The sequence below is a fragment of the Cytobacillus sp. FSL W7-1323 genome (assembly GCF_038595015.1).
GTDB lineage: Bacteria > Bacillota > Bacilli > Bacillales > Cytobacillaceae > Cytobacillus > Cytobacillus kochii.
The window spans coordinates 436,106-453,485 of sequence record NZ_CP151998.1 but is presented as its reverse complement, the minus strand read 5'-3'; the positions used below and the strand labels follow the sequence as shown (position 1 = coordinate 453,485).

19 protein-coding genes are annotated in these 17,380 nt (G+C 36.9%); 1 reads left to right on the top strand and 18 read right to left on the bottom strand.

Annotated elements, in window-relative coordinates:
* Positions 1-8: 8 nt before the first annotated feature.
* The 8 genes from MKX67_RS02400 to acpS form a co-directional block, all read right to left on the bottom strand.
* The gene (locus MKX67_RS02400; RefSeq protein WP_095370822.1) at positions 9-410 is read right to left on the bottom strand and encodes an anti-sigma regulatory factor; all 402 of its coding nucleotides are present in this window, start codon (positions 408-410) and stop codon (positions 9-11) included.
* A 4-nt stretch (positions 411-414) separates the two neighbouring features.
* Positions 415-771, bottom strand: a complete 357-nt coding sequence (locus MKX67_RS02395; protein ID WP_066192954.1) for an STAS domain-containing protein — start codon at positions 769-771, stop codon at positions 415-417.
* Between the two features lie 4 nt (positions 772-775).
* Positions 776-1,594, bottom strand: a complete 819-nt coding sequence (locus MKX67_RS02390; protein ID WP_095370823.1) for an STAS domain-containing protein — start codon at positions 1,592-1,594, stop codon at positions 776-778.
* Between the two features lie 392 nt (positions 1,595-1,986).
* Positions 1,987-2,337: a type II toxin-antitoxin system PemK/MazF family toxin gene (locus tag MKX67_RS02385; protein WP_095370824.1), complete on the bottom strand. Its 351-nt coding sequence runs from the start codon at positions 2,335-2,337 to the stop codon at positions 1,987-1,989.
* Positions 2,338-2,341: 4 nt separating this feature from the next.
* Complete coding sequence (locus tag MKX67_RS02380; protein WP_095373546.1) at positions 2,342-2,623, bottom strand: antitoxin endoai; 282 nt, start codon at positions 2,621-2,623, stop codon at positions 2,342-2,344.
* 217 nt (positions 2,624-2,840) lie between these two features.
* Complete coding sequence (gene alr, locus MKX67_RS02375) at positions 2,841-3,989, bottom strand: alanine racemase (protein ID WP_322910323.1); 1,149 nt, start codon at positions 3,987-3,989, stop codon at positions 2,841-2,843.
* Between the two features lie 275 nt (positions 3,990-4,264).
* The gene (locus MKX67_RS02370; RefSeq protein ID WP_095370826.1) at positions 4,265-5,284 is read right to left on the bottom strand and encodes an outer membrane lipoprotein carrier protein LolA; all 1,020 of its coding nucleotides are present in this window, start codon (positions 5,282-5,284) and stop codon (positions 4,265-4,267) included.
* Positions 5,285-5,511: 227 nt separating this feature from the next.
* Entirely contained in the window at positions 5,512-5,868 is a 357-nt protein-coding gene (acpS, locus tag MKX67_RS02365; protein WP_095370827.1) for a holo-ACP synthase, read from the bottom strand.
* 91 nt (positions 5,869-5,959) lie between these two features.
* Here acpS and MKX67_RS02360 point away from each other — a divergent pair, with 91 nt between their 5' ends.
* Positions 5,960-6,685 carry a rhomboid family intramembrane serine protease gene (locus MKX67_RS02360; protein ID WP_307315423.1) on the top strand — a complete coding sequence of 242 codons (726 nt, stop codon included), beginning with the start codon at positions 5,960-5,962 and terminating at the stop codon, positions 6,683-6,685.
* Positions 6,686-6,741: 56 nt separating this feature from the next.
* Here the strand turns inward: MKX67_RS02360 and MKX67_RS02355 are convergent, their stop codons facing one another.
* The 10 genes from MKX67_RS02355 to MKX67_RS02310 all read right to left on the bottom strand — a co-directional run bounded on the left by MKX67_RS02355 (position 6,742) and on the right by MKX67_RS02310 (position 17,378).
* The gene (locus MKX67_RS02355) at positions 6,742-8,178 is read right to left on the bottom strand and encodes a PH domain-containing protein (RefSeq protein WP_322910322.1); all 1,437 of its coding nucleotides are present in this window, start codon (positions 8,176-8,178) and stop codon (positions 6,742-6,744) included.
* Entirely contained in the window at positions 8,171-8,650 is a 480-nt protein-coding gene (locus MKX67_RS02350) for a PH domain-containing protein (protein ID WP_095370830.1), read from the bottom strand. The genes MKX67_RS02355 and MKX67_RS02350 overlap by 8 nt, the downstream gene beginning before the upstream one ends.
* A gap of 176 nt (positions 8,651-8,826) precedes the next feature.
* Positions 8,827-9,246 carry a metallothiol transferase FosB gene (gene fosB / locus MKX67_RS02345; protein WP_322910321.1) on the bottom strand — a complete coding sequence of 140 codons (420 nt, stop codon included), beginning with the start codon at positions 9,244-9,246 and terminating at the stop codon, positions 8,827-8,829.
* A gap of 212 nt (positions 9,247-9,458) precedes the next feature.
* A complete protein-coding gene (locus MKX67_RS02340; RefSeq protein WP_322910320.1) occupies positions 9,459-10,940 on the bottom strand; it encodes a DEAD/DEAH box helicase in 1,482 nt (493 codons plus the stop codon).
* Positions 10,941-11,379: 439 nt separating this feature from the next.
* Entirely contained in the window at positions 11,380-12,066 is a 687-nt protein-coding gene (locus MKX67_RS02335) for an alpha/beta fold hydrolase (protein WP_095370833.1), read from the bottom strand.
* A gap of 206 nt (positions 12,067-12,272) precedes the next feature.
* Complete coding sequence (gene murF / locus MKX67_RS02330; protein ID WP_307315433.1) at positions 12,273-13,646, bottom strand: UDP-N-acetylmuramoyl-tripeptide--D-alanyl-D-alanine ligase; 1,374 nt, start codon at positions 13,644-13,646, stop codon at positions 12,273-12,275.
* A gap of 96 nt (positions 13,647-13,742) precedes the next feature.
* Entirely contained in the window at positions 13,743-14,819 is a 1,077-nt protein-coding gene (locus MKX67_RS02325) for a D-alanine--D-alanine ligase (protein WP_322910319.1), read from the bottom strand.
* Positions 14,820-15,553: 734 nt separating this feature from the next.
* Complete coding sequence (locus MKX67_RS02320) at positions 15,554-16,159, bottom strand: histidine phosphatase family protein (RefSeq protein ID WP_322910318.1); 606 nt, start codon at positions 16,157-16,159, stop codon at positions 15,554-15,556.
* A complete protein-coding gene (locus tag MKX67_RS02315; RefSeq protein WP_095370837.1) occupies positions 16,156-16,875 on the bottom strand; it encodes an ATP-binding protein in 720 nt (239 codons plus the stop codon). Before MKX67_RS02315 ends, MKX67_RS02320 begins: the two co-directional genes overlap by 4 nt.
* Positions 16,872-17,378 (bottom strand): ECF transporter S component, encoded by a 507-nt coding sequence (locus MKX67_RS02310; protein ID WP_322910317.1) that lies wholly within the window; start codon positions 17,376-17,378, stop codon positions 16,872-16,874. The genes MKX67_RS02315 and MKX67_RS02310 overlap by 4 nt, the downstream gene beginning before the upstream one ends.
* Positions 17,379-17,380: the final 2 nt, after the last annotated feature.

Sequence of the window (17,380 nt, the reverse complement as noted above, 5' to 3'; positions counted from 1 at the left end):
AGTTCCCCCTAACGGAGCCATTTAATCGCCCTTATATCTGTACCTTCACCCGGGCTTGAATCTATTTGAAAATCATCCATCAGTCTTTTTACCCCTGGGAGACCTGCTCCTAGTCCGCCCGATGTCGAATATCCATCCTCCATTACTTGGCGCAAATCTTTAATACCTGGACCACTATCAATTGATAATAGTCTTAGTCCCGTTTTGCCATTCTCATAGAGCTTCTCTATACAAATTTGACCTTGACCTGCATATAAGAATATGTTTCTCGCAAGTTCACTTATTGCTGTTGTAATTCTTGCTTGGTCAACCGTCCCAAAGCCCAGCTCTTTTGCAACATTTCTACCAAGCTGACGCGCTGAAACGATATCCCATTCATTGATTATTTTAACGCAGGATTGGTTGTCCATTCGGCTATTCCCCCAATTCCTGTTGTAATTTCTCCAAACCTTTTTCTAAATCTAGGGCGGTCAATACATTATTCAGACCGATTCCTAATTCAGTTAACGTAATTGCTACTGCTGGTTGAATGCCTGTAATGACAACTTTAGCACCCATTAAATGGGACATTTCAATCACATCACCTAATACTTTAGCGATAAAAGAATCAATAAAATCTATTGATGTTAAATCGATTACAACACCATTTGCACTCGTATCATGTATTTTCTTTAACAAGTCTTCTTGAAATTGAAGTGCCGTCTGGTCATCTAGTTCCCATTGAATAGAAACAAGTAAACAATCATGTAGTTTTAAAATCGGAATTCTCAAAACGTCACCCCTCCAATGGCACAATTTTACGTTTAGTCATTTCCAATGCTGCTTCTACGCCAGATTTCATTGTATTTTTCGTAATAATTCGGTTTAAGTCGATACCAAGGCTCACAATCGTTTGCGCAATTTCCGACCGAATACCTACAAGCATGCATTTTGCGCCTACTAAGTGGACTGCATCTGCTGCTTGGATAATATGGTGAGCAACCATTGTATCAACAACAGGGACACCTGTAATATCAATCAAGACAACTTCTGAACGATGTTTTACCACACCTTGAAGAAGGTTTTCCATAATTTGCTTCGCTCGTTCTGTATCGATCATCCCAATTAATGGCATAACTGTAATGCCTTCAAATACAGGAATTAAAGGTGCCGATAGTTCTTGCAATGCAATCTTTTGATTAGCGATCGTTCTTTCCCAAGAAACAGTGTAATCATTAATTATTTCACTATTCATCGCTTTTAACCAATGATTCAAATCATGCATCACTTTCGCTTCATTCTCTGGACGAATATACTTATCTTTGACCATTTCATCAAATACAACATCGCCCAGTACATCTAGAGCATTTACGACAAAACGTAGAGGCCAGCCTAAACTGACAATTCTATCTGAAAAATTCTCTGATTGACGCTCATACTCGTCCTTTTTGCCAGAAATTTTCAAGATAGCGAGCTCCACTAACTCTCTTCCATATGTCTCGAAGTTTTGATCTAGGATGACATTGGTAATTGTTTCGTCAGAATCCTCTTTTAATCGGTTCAACCATTCTTTAAAAATATCTTCTTTATTGTGTTGAATATATTTCAAAGTCATTTGTCTTCCCTTACCTCCTATACTAGCACATCTATTGGTTAGTTTTTCCTTATTATCATTGATTGTAAAAAAATCTACATGATTGTAAAAAATCCAGCAAAAATCTACAACTATTGCCTTATATTATAACGCTTTCTATTTGAAACGTCTTTAACAATATATCCAAATTAAGTGTGTACCCTTTTTTGCTTATTATCAAACCTAAAACATTAAATTCCTTTTATTTCTTTTTGTTCAGAATAATATCTCAAATATAAAATTGGGGGATTTAAAGTTTAAGCCCGTTTCAATAAGTGTATTACATATATTAATAAGTCCTATCATTACAATAAATGGACTTGTTTAAGATTAGGAAGCATATAAAAAAACGCCCCAACTTTTTTGAGCGTTTTCTAAAATTCTATAAGACCTAAACTGACTTGTAAGGCTTCATTTACCTTATCCATCATTTCGTCATCAAGATGGGTGATTTTATCGGTTAATCTCTGCTTATCAATTGTACGAATTTGTTCTAACAATATTACTGAATCTCTTTCAAAAGCATATCGCTTCGCATCAATTTCAACGTGAGTAGGCAGCTTTGCTTTTTGAATCTGAGCGGTAATTGCTGCGATGATTACTGTGGGACTAAACCGATTCCCGATGTCGTTTTGTATAACAAGTACTGGACGGACACCGCCTTGTTCTGAGCCAACAACTGGGGATAGGTCTGCAAAATAAACGTCACCACGTTTAACAATCAAAGGATCAGCCTCCGCTTACAAGACGTTCAACTGCGTTTTCTGCCTCGTATTCCGCTTGAAATGCTTCAGATGCTATCGTCAAGTTTAATTTTGCCATTTCCATGTAACCACGTCTCATGGACTCACGAATATGTCTTTTCTTCCGTTCACGCAAATACATTTTCGTTGCTTGATAAATAAACTCACTTCTGTTTACGTTCTCTTGCTTCGCATAACCATCTAATTCCGTTAATAGATGTTGCGGCAGCTTCACCACTATTTCTGTTGTTGCGCTGGATTCAGACACAAACATACACCTCCACCATCACTACACACCATATTTTTTATATCTACCAATTTTCATATTACCATTATTCTCTTAGGCTGCAAAGGGGGTTTTTTATTTAGTAAGAAATTATCCATAAAAACAGTTGCATTTTCTTTCAATGTCTTCCTAGGAATTTCAGTGATAATTTCCCAAATTATTAATAACTATTATCTACCAACATGTTCATTGATATGCATTAAAGAATCCCATTTCTTGTAGAAATTTTTGTTTGATCCTGCATATAGATTCTTGGTATGCGCATACCTATTTGGCAAGTTACCTCATAATTAATTGTTTCAAGTGTGTTAGCTATGTCATCTACAGAGATGGTCTGATTATTTTGAGTCCCGATTAACGTAACGACATCTCCAATTTGCTCTTCCTCACTAATACGAATCATGCATTGGTCCATACAAATTCTGCCGACAATACTTACTCTTCTTCCATTAACAAGGACCTCTTGTGTTGCTAACCTCCTAATCCACCCGTCCGCATATCCGATTGGCAAGGTACCAATTGATTCCTCTTTTTCAGCTTCGTACGTTGCTCCGTAACTCACTTTCTCGCCCGGTTGCAATTTTTTCACATGAACAATTTTCGTGTGAAGTGAAAACGCCTCTTTTAATTTAAAAGGTAAATGATTTTTAATTTCAGAAGATGGTGACATGCCATACATTGAAATCCCAAATCTAACTGCATTAAATTTCGCCTCAGGATGTCTCATGCCAGCTGCACTATTACTAGCATGAATATATCTTGGTTGTTCATCCATCCAGCTTATCATTTCATTAAAGGTGCTTAACTGTTCATTAAAATAGGATGTCTCAAGTTCATCTGCTGTCGCAAAATGCGTGAAAACTCCTTCAACATGGAACTTTCCTTGCTGTAGTTGGTATTGAAATATTCCCCATTCTTCTTTTGATTTAATCCCTAATCTACCCATCCCCGAGTCCATTTTCACATGAACTTTTACTTCTTTACTTATGAATGGTGCAGCTTTCTTCAGCCACTCAGCTTGGCAAACAGTTAAAGTAATTGCTGCTTGTTCGGCTAACCCAGCATCCTCTGGTCGTGTGAGCCCTAAAACTAATATCGGAGCGTCAATCCCTTTATTTCTAAGAGCAAAAGCCTCATCCAATGTCGCCACCGCTAAGTATGTGGCACCAGCCTTTAGAGCTGTCTTGGCTACCTCTATATCTCCATGGCCATATGCATTTGCCTTCACAACTGCAAACAACTCTGCTTCTTCTCCAATATGTTTAATCATTGACTCTACATTATATGTGATATAATCCAAATTTATCTCTGCCCAAGTATCACGAAAATATGGGACCTGTTGATTCATACCGTCCACTTCCTCTTTATACTTTTCCTTCTATTATTTGATTATGTCACATTAACGTATAACAGAAAAGACAAACTTTCTTCTTAGACCAAGTGAAGTAAAAGCAGTGTAAGATGTAATTTAAGAAGTATGTTAAACATGGTAACTTAAAGTTACCTTTGATTACCAATTAATCTAGATGATATGGCGTTAATATTGGCAAAATTATCATCCGTAGAAACCGCAAACAACGCAAAGAAACCCGAGGAATCTACCTCGGGTTTATTTATCTATATTTATTTTACAACTTCCCCTTGTACAGACTGTGCAATTTGGATCATTTCTTCTTTCGATAGGTTTGTCGATGCAATCATATAATCCACGCCATTTTGCGTCCAGGATACCATATTATCTGATACGGCTCCTACCGTGAAGCCAAGGTCAACAGGGTCACCATTCATCATCGCCTCTTCACCACCAGAGGTTTGAACAATAACAGCCTTCTCTTGAATCATTGTGAATGATTTGTCTTCACCTTCATAGGTTAGAATGACACGTTTACCTTCTTCTGTTTCTACTTCTTTTTCAGAAACAAGTTCAACTTCAGGTAGCGATTCTGGATAGAAGACAGTGAAATCTTCTTCTTCTGCTACTTCAGCCATGACTGGGAATTCTAACTGCGCACCTGTCATATTTTTCTTCGTATCGAAATCTTTATTATCTAGTTCTTCATTAAATTTCACATTGGAGAAATCTACCGTCACAACTGGTGTTCTTTCTGCATCCATTACCTTTACACTAACTGGAGATAGATCCGATTTATTCAAGGTAATCTCTTGGAGAGGTAGCATTTGATTGTTTTGATAACTCGTTTTTGTTTCATAAACATAATGATCTTCCGTTGCTTTAAATTTTGCTTCCTTATCATTTTGAATATCTTCAATTAATGACTCATAAAGGTACGCTTGACTACTATTGTTTGGCCAGTCACTTTGGAAGCGAAAACTTTTATTCAAAGCTGGCGTAAGAACAAACACACCTTCTTTGTTCTTTAAGATCATTTGACTTTGATCTTTTTCAGTGTTTTTAAGTGCCACACGATAAAATTCCGGGTTCTTATGCCATATTTCTATATCATAGGATTGCGGCTCGGAACCTGTTTGCAGCGTCATTTTCGCTTCCGCCTTATAGCTTTTTAATGATTCTAGTTTGCTCGATAAATCTTTTGTCACATCCTCCTGGGATTTTGTCCCACATGCAGCTAGTGTGACAGTTATGGCCAGTCCCATGAGTAGCCAGAAAAACTTCTTCTTCATTCCTTCAACCCCTTTTTCTTATAATCAACAGTGCAATCAAACGCTTCCGTGGCCTTGTCTCCTCCATTGCACTATTGAATATATGAGACAACCTCAAAGATTATTCCAGACCTTCTAATAGATCAAGAATATTTTTTCGAGCCTGGGGATGATTTGTATGTAATTAATTACAGGCGTTTATTAGGAATAGTAGCTATAATCAACTTTACTTCCTGTCCTAATGAATACTACTCTTTTTCAATTATCACTTGAGCAATGGCATACTCTCTACTATGGGAAATAGATAAGTGTACAAGACAGCCATCAACCGGACGAACAATTATCGGTTGTCCAGTCGTATGGTTAGCTGTTTCAATATCTAGAAACGAAAGTGATTGTCCGATGCCTGTTCCTTTCGCTTTAGCAAAGGCTTCTTTCGCAGCAAATCTCCCTGCTAAATATTCTATTTTTCTATGCCCAGTTAGAGTCTCATATTTCTTTTTTTCGCTTGTTGTTAAAATACGTTCGACAAACCGTTCTTTTCTTTTTACTAATTGTTTAATTCTCTGTATTTCAATCATATCGATACCAATGCCTTTAATCATTCTAATCACCATCTTCTAAATAAAATAAATGCTGCATAAAACAAACTATAGTATATTTAATGTATGAGAACATTTTAGGAGGAGTCAATTATTGTTTATCAGGACAGAAAGCTTTAGAGAATTTATTCGCTTCTATCCCATCGTTACTTCTATTATCGCTATTAATATTGTATTGTATTTACTTACTGTTTTGCCCATCCTACCAACCAATTGGTTAATGGCGCATTTTGCAGGTATTAATATTTATATTATGCAAGGGGAGTTATGGCGACTTGTTACACCTATCTTCATGCATAGCGGATTTGCTCACCTTTTATTTAATTGCTTCTCGCTTGTGTTATTTGGACCCCCACTTGAGAGAGCAATTGGCAAGGGGCGTTTCCTCCTTGTTTACTTCCTAGCTGGTATTGGCGCGAATATCGCAACACTCATCCTTGAACCGTTAACATATATTCACGTTGGCGCGAGCGGGGCGATTTATGGTATCTTCGGTTTCTTTATTGCTATTATTGTGTACCGCAGAGATTTACTTTCACAGCAAAATACTCAGCTCATTCTTGCCATCACAGTTATTGGTGTAATTATGACCTTCTTGCAAGCGAATGTAAATGTGATTGCCCATCTATTTGGTCTATTAGCAGGTTTCCTCACTGGTTCAGCAATGATTAAAACGAAATTAAAAGCTGGATATGGTGCAACGAGACCAACAAACCAATGGAAATCTTCAGCTAGACGATTAAAAGGTGTCCCCCTATCAACCATTATTATCTTTGGGGGCATTATTCTTCTTGCCATTATCGGTCTATTGTCACGTTAATGAAATCGTTCAAACAAACAGCAAATCCGAACAATTTATGTTCGGATTTGTGTTTCTCATTCTGTATTCTCAGGAGTATAAGAATACCACTTGTATATAGATAATACATCTTCTACTTCTAGGTCAACTACATCTCCTCCAGTTGCACCTGAACCAGACATAGCCTTAGCAGAAATAGTAGCTAACTGATTTTGCTTCTGAAAATACGTTTCTTTCATTGAAATTGATTGTGTTCTATTCTTCCTCAAATAAACAGTTGTTTTAGAAATAAATCGTGAACGAAGAACGAGTTGATTTCCTATAATCGTCCAACCAGCTGCTTTATAACGGTAATAAGATAAAATAAGCATCAATCCAACGAACACTAAACTAAATAAACCCCACACTGAGAAGAAATAAAGAAGGATAACTGCGACTGGAACAGAGATAAATAATCCTCTCAATATGTATCTTCGTAAAGCCCTTTTTGGTGCTGGAACAAACATATCTGTCAATTGGTAATCATTTAGTCCAGTTTCTATCTTCTCGCGAATTCGGTTTCTCTTAATGATCGGTAACAGCATCACTTTCGAGCTATCCGCATCCTTTAATGACCCACCTGCACTCTCAAGGTAAACAGATGCATAGCCAATCGCTTGTCGAACTGGATTCTCATTTATCCTTAATGCTTGAATCCGATGTAAGGGAATCGTTAGTTGCTTCTTCTCCAATAGACCGCGGGTAATAACTAATTCTTCTCCCACTTTTCTTACAGTGAAATTAGCATACTTTAACACTGATCCAATGAGAGCAATAAGCCAAGCAAGAACGAAACCAAGGAAAACCATTAAACTGATGAGCATAACACCACCTGTAATAAAGACACTCAATTCATCAAATATCTTCTCATAAGGAATGACTTCAGCAAATTGTGATAAAAAGGCAAAGACAGCTGATATCACAACACCTACTCCCCCAGAGGTCGAAGAAAGTAAAATCAACTCTCCAGGTTTAATTTGGTAAAGTATTTGTTCCTCTTTTTGTTCTGTTTCGATTTGCTCATCTAACTCTATATGTGCATTTTTAGATTGTGATAGGATATCTTGAATCTGCTGTGCCTCATTTTTAGAAATAGCAGTCAATATAGCTTCTGCCTCTAGTCCTGAACCAGCTGTTTCAATGGTCATTTTCACTAAACCAAAAGGTCTTTGTAAAATACCTTCTGATAAATCAAGACTTTGGATTCTTTCGAAAGGGATATATCTTTTTTTCCGAATAATTAACCCTGATTCAATTCGTAATTCTCCCTCTTCTATTCTGTAGGTAAAACGAAGCCAAGTAAGAATACCGGATATAAGAATAAGAGCAATAATACCTATTGTAATAAAAAGCTGAATCTTCCCTTCACTATTACCAAATACGACAATAATTAAAATGGGAATAATGGAGTCCTTTAATGTTTTCAGTACATTTGATACGGCTGCAATCGGATGAAGTCTTCTCGGCTCAGACATCATCTACAGCCACCCTTGCTAAGTTAGATATAAAAAATCGCAGTTCTTCTGCTTCTTCTAGATCTAATGCGGGTATTTCATGAACAGTTGCCGCAGTTGAAACCGTCACGGTAGCTAGTTTATATTTTCGAAGAATAGGTCCTTGGTGAGTATCTACATGCTGTACTCTAATCATTGGGACGAGTGTACGTTTAATGATAAATATTCCATGCTGTAGTTCTATTTCATTCTCTCTCACTTCATAGCGCCACCTTTTCCACCGCACAGTCGGAAAAACTTTAATCGCTAAATAGGCATAAAGAGCAAATATAATTAATGCAACACCAATTATCCACATCGGCCAATCAAAAATGAATGTTAAAACAATAGCGCCAATTGCCAATACAAATGGGATAAGGGAATGTAGTGCACCAGATATTTTCCAAACAGTCAGACCCCGTTTAGAAATACGCTTTTGCGGCTTCGATAACATATATGTAAACCCCCTAAAATTCCTTATTGAACAACTATAGTATACATGAAAGCCATACTATTTCTCAGTAAAAACTTGGATATTTTTTCATTCTTATTTATTATTTCTATACGATAATCTAAAGAAAAGGTTTCAATTAGAGTGAAGTTGATTAATCCCTTACCTATCTACTTCATTTACTTATAAAATGTCATATGATCTTTATCTTGTCGGTAGTAGGCTAATCGATCTTGTAAGTTACCCGTATGGAACTCAAATTTATGACCATCCGGGTCAGTAAAATAAATCGAGCGCTTATCTTTTTTGTCCCTTATGCGGCCTGATAAAATATTCACTTTTAAGTCTTGTAAGCGTTGATAACTACTTTCAAAATCATCTTCATCAATAGAAAACGCAATATGAGTATAAGATTGGGCAATCTCCTGACGAGGTATGTCTTTTTCTTCATTAAGGGCAATCCACATGCCTTGACAATCAAAATATGCTGTCGTTCTCCCTTTTACAAGCAACTTAGCTACAAAAACCTTCTCATAAAAAGCAATAGAACGGTCTAAATCAGAAACAGAGAATAACATATGGTTCAAACCTTTAATCATACTGCCGTTCACCTCATCTTAAATTTATCTGGCATCCTATTAACCATTATACTGAAGCAGCAGCAAATACTATAGATAAAAACACATCTAGTTTAACGTCTATAAGTTTTATATGGACTTTTCATTTTCTTCCACCACAGACCCCTTTTGCTACATGTCTACATAACACAAAAGAACCGAGCTTCATTTCAATGCTCGGTTCTCCCAATATATTATCTATAGCTATTTGCATTTGTTTTCTTATTTCCTTGATAATTCCTTTTACCTGAAGGTTTACCATCACGGGAGCGATAGGAGTTACTTTGTCTTCCTTTCGGGCTATACCCACCTCTAGGACGGTTACTTCTATCTGTGGATCTTCTGTCTCGTTTAGCCGGTAAAGGTTTCTCTTCTGTTAGTGTTACCGGAGTCGTGTCCGGTTCTTTGATCATGAGCTTCAACAATGCTTGAACTACCGTTGTTGCGTCGTGGTGTTCAAGTAATTGTTGTGCAGATTGTTGATAATATTGAAGATGATTATCCTCAATGATTTGCTCGACTTTTTCTGCAACAGCCTTTTGTTGCCCCTCTAATGCTTGATCTAACGTCGGAGCAGCCATTCTTTCCATTTTCTTTTTCGTTGTTTTTTCAACGATACGTAAGTATGATTTCTCACGTGGGTTAATAAATGTCATGGCCATTCCTTCTTTACCAGCACGACCTGTTCGACCAATACGGTGAACATAACTTTCCGGATCTTGTGGTATATCAAAGTTATACACATGTGTAACACCAGAAATATCTAATCCACGAGCTGCTACATCTGTTGCGACAAGGACATCAATGGACCCTTCTTTAAACTTACGAAGGACAGACATACGTTTAGCCTGGCTCAAGTCACCATGTATTCCTTCTGCATTGTAACCTCTTAAACTTAAGGCTTCAGAAAGTTCATCAACCCTTCTTTTCGTACGTCCGAAAACAATCGCAAGTTCTGGTGATTGAATATCAAGCAGTCTTGTTAACACATCAAATTTATTTTTTTCTTGTACTTCAATATAATATTGCTCAATGAGTGGTACAGTCATTTCCTTCGCTTTTACTCGAACGATTTGTGGCTCTTTCATAAACCGTTCAGCAATACGTTGAATGGCTGGTGGCATCGTCGCAGAGAAGAGTAAAGTATGCTTCTCTTCTGGGACACTTGATAAGATTTTTTCAATATCATCAATAAAGCCCATATTTAACATTTCATCAGCTTCGTCTAAAATCACTTTTTTGACATGATCTAATTTTAGTGTTTTTCGATTAATATGATCAAGAATTCTTCCAGGTGTACCGACAATAATATGAGGACGATTTTTTAACGCTCGTATTTGACGGTTAATATCTTGGCCACCATAAATCGATAACACTCTCGTTCTTTTCCCAAAACCGAGTTTGTATAATTCCTCTGACACTTGAATGGCTAATTCTCTTGTCGGCGCGATGACTAAACCTTGAATAAAACTATCATTATAGTCAATATGGTCAATCATAGGAATACCAAAAGCAGCTGTTTTACCTGTACCTGTTTGTGCTTGTCCAATTAAGTCCTTATTCTGCAAGCTTAAAGGAATCGTCTCTGCTTGAATCGGAGTTGCCTCTTCAAACCCCATTCTCTTAAGAGACTTCATTGTTTCAGGGCTTATACCCAAATCTTGAAACTTAGTCAATGTATCCAATCTCCTTCTGTTCTTTGAAAAATATTTTATTTCATCAAGTAGGCAGGAAATTTCCCCAATCAAAGTTGTTATAATTACAACGATTTAAGAGAAACCCACTATAGAGAGGATGAGGGAGAATTTATTACCAATGCATGAATTGCTATGCTTATTTGTATAAAAAAATAAATGTATGATGACTTCCGCATCCTAAATCTAACGAACAATTACAAATAGAAATTTTTATTCAGACATGTAATGAAAAAAGACATTCTCCTACCAGTGGAGTATGTCCGGGTTTCAATGGAGTTCCTGTTGACACTTTGTTGTATATATTACCATCTCAACGCATGATTTGCAATGCTTTAGCAGGACATAGTATGACAGTAGTATAAAAATAAACAATTGACAAAAGAGAGTTCATTTGAAGAAAATCGCCTTAACTAAAAGGTTATGAAAGAAATTGAAGTACTTCTTTAAACAGGTGCTCACTTTCATCACAATGACAAATTAAATGTTTTGACCGTTTAATAATAATTTTGTGTTTCTGTTCTGAGGTGATGTGTTTATAAAGATAATCTGCACTGCGTACAGGAACGATGCCATCATCTTCTCCTTGAGCGATGAAAGTTGGAACCTTCACTTCTTTTAATCGTGGGCGAACCGTCGCTACTAGCTTTTGGAACTGCCTAGCTGCAGCAAACGGCGTGGAGCTGATCTTTTGTTTGTAATGTATAAATAATGGATTTTGCGTTATTCTTGTGCCTTGAAGTCCTTCTCTTAATAACCCTTTAATATCAAGGAAAATTTGTCTAGGATTTAAATAGTAGGCAGCTGCACTAAGTAAAACCAGTTTCGCTACCGGGTATTTTACCGCTAATTCACTAGCAATCATGCCTCCCATGGAGAATCCAATTATATAAACAACTTCGCATTTTTCTAGTAAGTTTTTTAATTCTTCCTCTGCATGATTGATCCATTTTTGAAATACAATCCCCTTTAAGGACTGCTTTTCTCCATGGCCAGGTAATGTTGGAACCGCTATTTCCCAATCCGTATGTTCCTTTATATAATTCGCCAATGGGGCGACTTCATAAGGTGCACCTGTAAATCCATGTATGCATAAACATCCAATCATCTTTTACACCGCCAATGGTAAATTTATCAGGCTATTGAACAGCTTATCAACTTTAACATAAACATCTAGTTTATTTTTTACCCTCTATACGGAAAATTAAATCCTCACAACGCAAAAAATGTTAATTATTATAATATAATTCAAAAGATAGAAAAAACCTTATGTTCCATGTGAAACAATAAGGTTTTTTGAATTTTAGTATAGTATTATTGCAATCCCTCAACGACTTCTTCTAACTTCATTCCTCTAGAAGCCTTAACGAGTACAATTGTTTCATCATTGACATGTTTTTTTAGTTCTTCAATTAATGGCGCCTTTTCATCAAAAGCAAATACACGGTCTTCAGACAATACTTCCTTGGCTCCCTTTGCAATTAAGTGTCCTAATCGACCATAGGTAAATACGGCATCGATGTTTTCCGCACAGATGGATAACCCAATTTCTTCATGAAATCTCTCTTCATCTGCCCCTAATTCCAACATATCACCTAGAACAAGTATTTTCTTCTTATATCCTGGTAAATTCGCTAATAATTCTATCGAAGCTTGCGTTGAAGTAGGGCTTGCATTGTATGCATCGTTAATTATTTTCTCGCCATTTTGACCCTGTAGTATTTCCATCCTCATATTTGTCAGTCTCACTTTCACTAATCCTGCTTCCATTTCCGCAAATGACACATTAAAATGTTGTGCAACAATCATAGCTGATAGAGCATTTAAGACATTATGCATACCTAAAATAGGTAAAGTGAATTCTACTTCGCTCGCATTGACCTGAAACTTACTACCGTTGTCTAATTGTTGGATATTCACAGGATATAGGTCATTTTGTTCGGTTCTTCCAAAGGTTTTAACCGTAGCTTGCCCTTCATATGAATCAAAGTAATTTCTTAAAAGGGGTTCATCCCCCATGTATACCATCAATCCATCTGACTTTAAGCCATTTATAATCTCAAGCTTTGCTTCAGCAATTCCTTCTCTTGAGCCTAAATCTTGTAGATGTGATTCACCGATATTGGTAATAATCGTTGCATCAGGGCGTGCTAGCTTAGTTAGAAAGTCAATTTCACCTTTACCACTCATACCCATCTCTAATACAGCTACCTCTGTTGTTTCTTCTAGCGCTAAGATGGTAAGCGGAAGACCGATATGATTATTATAATTGCCTTCGGTTTTTTGGACTTTATATTTCAACGCTAAAAGATTCGCCATCATATCCTTTGTCGTCGTTTTACCATTGCTACCAGTAATCCCTACCACTTTTATACTTAACTGATTACGATAGGCTCTTGCCAGCTCTTGTAATGCAGTTAACGTATCTTTAACGATGATAATGGGTAAGTGAGTCGGTGGATTTGGTACATCCTCTTGCCAAAAAGCAGCCGCAGCTCCTTTTTCGATAGCATCCGACACATACTGATGCCCATCTGTTCGCTCTCCTTTAAAGGGTATAAATAGTTGTCCTGGAGTAATCTCACGAGAATTTATACTTACACCTTGAATTTCTTTTTTTCCGTATGGTGAAAGATCATTCTCTATTTGAATCATTTCTGCTATATCATTCAAGGTTCTCTTAATCAACTTTTCCTGCCTCCTTTTTGACAGGTGCACTGCGGGGTGCAAAGCCTATCTTTCTATGTAACTGTATACGTTACAGCTTAGCTGTTCCGCTTACAGTTACTTTGTATGCTTAATTTTTTGTTTTTCTTGATGTCTTTCAATTGCTAAGTTGACAAGACGTTCAATAAGGGCTGGATATTCAACACCTGAATGCTTCCAAAGTAATGGGAACATACTGTATGGTGTAAAGCCTGGCATTGTGTTCACTTCATTTATATAGACTTTTCCTTCCTTTGTTAAGAAGAAATCCGCTCTAACAAGTCCCGAACAATCTAATGCTTTAAAGGCTTTAATTGCCATCGCTTCTAATTCGCTATATTCAGCTTCAGTAACATCAGCAGGAATCATTAAAATTGTATTCCCATCTTCATATTTTGCCGTATAATCGTAGAAGTTTTTATCTTTCGGAATAATTTCACCGGCAACAGAGCACTCAGGATAATCATTTCCCACTACACCTAGTTCAATCTCTCTTGCATCTACACCTTGTTCGATAATAATTTTACGGTCGTATTTAAATGCTTCAACGAATGCCTCATGGAGCTCACTACGATTCATACATTTGCTAATCCCTACACTTGAGCCTAAATTTGCTGGCTTAACAAAGCACGGGTATCCGATGGTATCTTCTACTTTGCGATAAGCATCCTCTTCCGCAGTTTCCCATTCCCCTCGAAGGTACCAAACATAATCAACTTGGTTTAATCCAGCTTGAGCAAAGATATTTTTCATGATCACTTTATCCATTCCTGCTGAAGAAGAAAGGACGCCATTTCCGACATATGGTAAATTCAAAAGCTCAAGCATTCCTTGAACCGTTCCATCTTCCCCATTTGGACCATGCAATAAAGGAAAAATCACATCAAAAGGTCGACTTTCTTGTGACTCAAAAAGGGTTGGTGCTAACGCTAAAGGTGATAGCTGTTGGCCTTCTGAAAAAGATAATTCTTTCACTGTCTCCACGGGCCCAGTAAGTTGTTGCCCCTTGATCCATTGACCTTCTTCCGAAATATAAATAGGATAAATATCAAATTTATTTGTGTTTAATGCTTTAATCACGGCAAGCGCTGTCTGCATAGAAACATGATGTTCAGCAGATTTCCCACCGTACAAAAGTCCGATCTTAATTGTCATCAATAAAACCTCCAATTTTAACAAGTAACTTATATTTATTTTACCACTTTATAAAATAAGAGAGTAAATGTTTCAACAAGATAAATGCCTATAAAAGTATATGTATGTATAACCATGGGAAAAGGAGCTTACTTCAATTAAAAAATAGCCATTTCTCTCTTAAAAAAAGTGATATCGTCATTGGAGATTGTCCTCATATCGACTATTAATGGCAATGAGATGAACTCATGTCAGGATATAAAGACCTAATTCCCATTATCCTGAAATATTTAATAATATATCCTTCATTCCTGCTACAACCTATAGATAGCATCAATATAGATGCTAAGTTCTTTGAAGTTGTTCTACCTACTGATATACCACTATTATACTTTTTTTCACTTACTTCTCTGTTAACATTATGTTACAAAAGCTCTAGTTTTCTATTACAAAAAGATTAATATCTGTAATCGTTATCTATATATAATAAAAAATTTTCTTTTTTAACGAACTGACATTAGGTATCATTCACTAAATAGGACAAATGATTGCCAGCCCATTTTACCTCATTTATATATTTTATACTAGCTAAAATAAATGGCAAGATTAATCATCGCATCGTTTCGATTACAATCGTACGATTTGCCATTAGGTAAATAAAATCAATCAAAAGACCTACCACCTTTATGTATATTCACTTTCTAACCATGCCACATTGACTACTGTCAAAGTAAAAAGAAGCATCCGCACGCCAGTTATTGGCAATGTGCCGTACATGCTTCTTTCACAATTTGAAAACGCTGCGATTCATAGGTAAGGATTGTTAAACTTGTTCCCTCAATATCTGGCGCGCCGTTCCAAAATTGATGAACTGGCAGGATGCGACAAATAGAGTAAATAGCTCTCAATGCGACACCATGAGTGACCACTAACACGTTCCCACTTGTGGTTAAAGTTAATTCTGCTAGAAAGGCACGCAAGCGATCAATCACATTTTGAAAGCTTTCACCGTATGGGTTGTCATATTCATTAGGGTGTTGCCAATATTGCGCAAATAATAAAGGATCATTCTCCCAAATTTCCTCTTCAGTTTTCCCTTGCCACTCCCCAAGCATAATCTCCATCAATCGCTCATCTTTAACAATCGCTTCCCCATTTGTAATGATTTGTGCTGTTTCTAATGCTCGACCACTTGGAGAGGAGAAAACCTTTGTAAATTTTGTTTGCGCTAATCTCTGGCCAAGTTTTAAAGCATCTTGCTTACCTTTGTCAGTTAAAGGAGAGTTTAATCGACCTTGCATTCTCTTCTCTATATTCCATTCCGTTTGCTCGTGCCTTGTTATAAAAACAGTTAAACTCATTCCTTCACCTTTACAGGATAAAAATAACCAGTAGCCATTTCTTTTATTTTCTGTTCATTCGCAAGTGTGTAACTAATAATGAAACAGGTTGCAGGACCTGAAGAAGCGAGTAAGTCTAATTCGCAAGTGATATCAGTTAGGGCAAAGACACGATCCTCAAATAATTGATTTAACTCAGCTAATATCCCTTTAGAGCCAACAGGCATGACTGTCACTTTTTCCATATTGGCGAGTTTTGAACATAGCGCTAGCGGAGCTATATGTAGAGCATCATGAATGACGGCTTCTCCTACTAACGGTCTACCGATAACTGCTATCTGATTTTCTTCTGTAAACTCTATCGTATGAATATCTTTACTCGCATGTATTTTTCCCATAACAGATACAGCTGTTGCAGATTGCTTCAACTCAAAGTTACTTTCTGTACTTCCTGTTATAGATAAATCGGTTAGGCCTAGTTCCAGCAAGCCCTTTTCAATTCCTGTTACTAATGATTGCCACACTTGATCTCCAGAAAAATTCTGTAAAATTATCGCTAAGGGCGTTGCACCTATAGCTATACATTCCATCATCGATACCCTTAAAGCATAATAAGCGACATCCTCATAAGAAACTTTAATTAAATCCTCATGCTTTAATCCAATACCACCGCTATTATCACTTGCTATGACAAGTGATTCTTCCTTGTTATATGGAATCACTAGCACATCTCTCATTTGGTATTTTCCATGGATGTTTTTACAGGTTGTATGATTTTTGCCAATCTTGGAATGAGGATAAGCGCTATAGCTACGTTAAAAATAGAACCAACTAAAAGCGAAGGTACGAGTGCCAAATAAAACGCTTCCCCCATAATAAAAAGAAATGGAAGTGGGGCAGCAAACGAGTTTCCAAGTACAAAGAGAATAGAAGCAATCCATCTATGTCCATTGCGGTAAAATAATGCAAATATATAACTTAGAATGGCCATTTCAATCGCTACTACCAAATGAAAGGGCCCCATTGGCAACCCACCTAATAGTGCTGACAATAAATGACCCGTCCCTCCAACGATTGCACCAGCCGGACCTCCTAATAAGGCACTAGCAAGTAGCGCAGGAAATGAATCTAGTGCCACACTAGTGACAATCCCAGCTGGAATCTTAATTGCTGCACCAATCACCGATAGGGCAACAAAAACACTTAGCCATGTTATTTTAATTCCTTTCAAAAGACCCATCA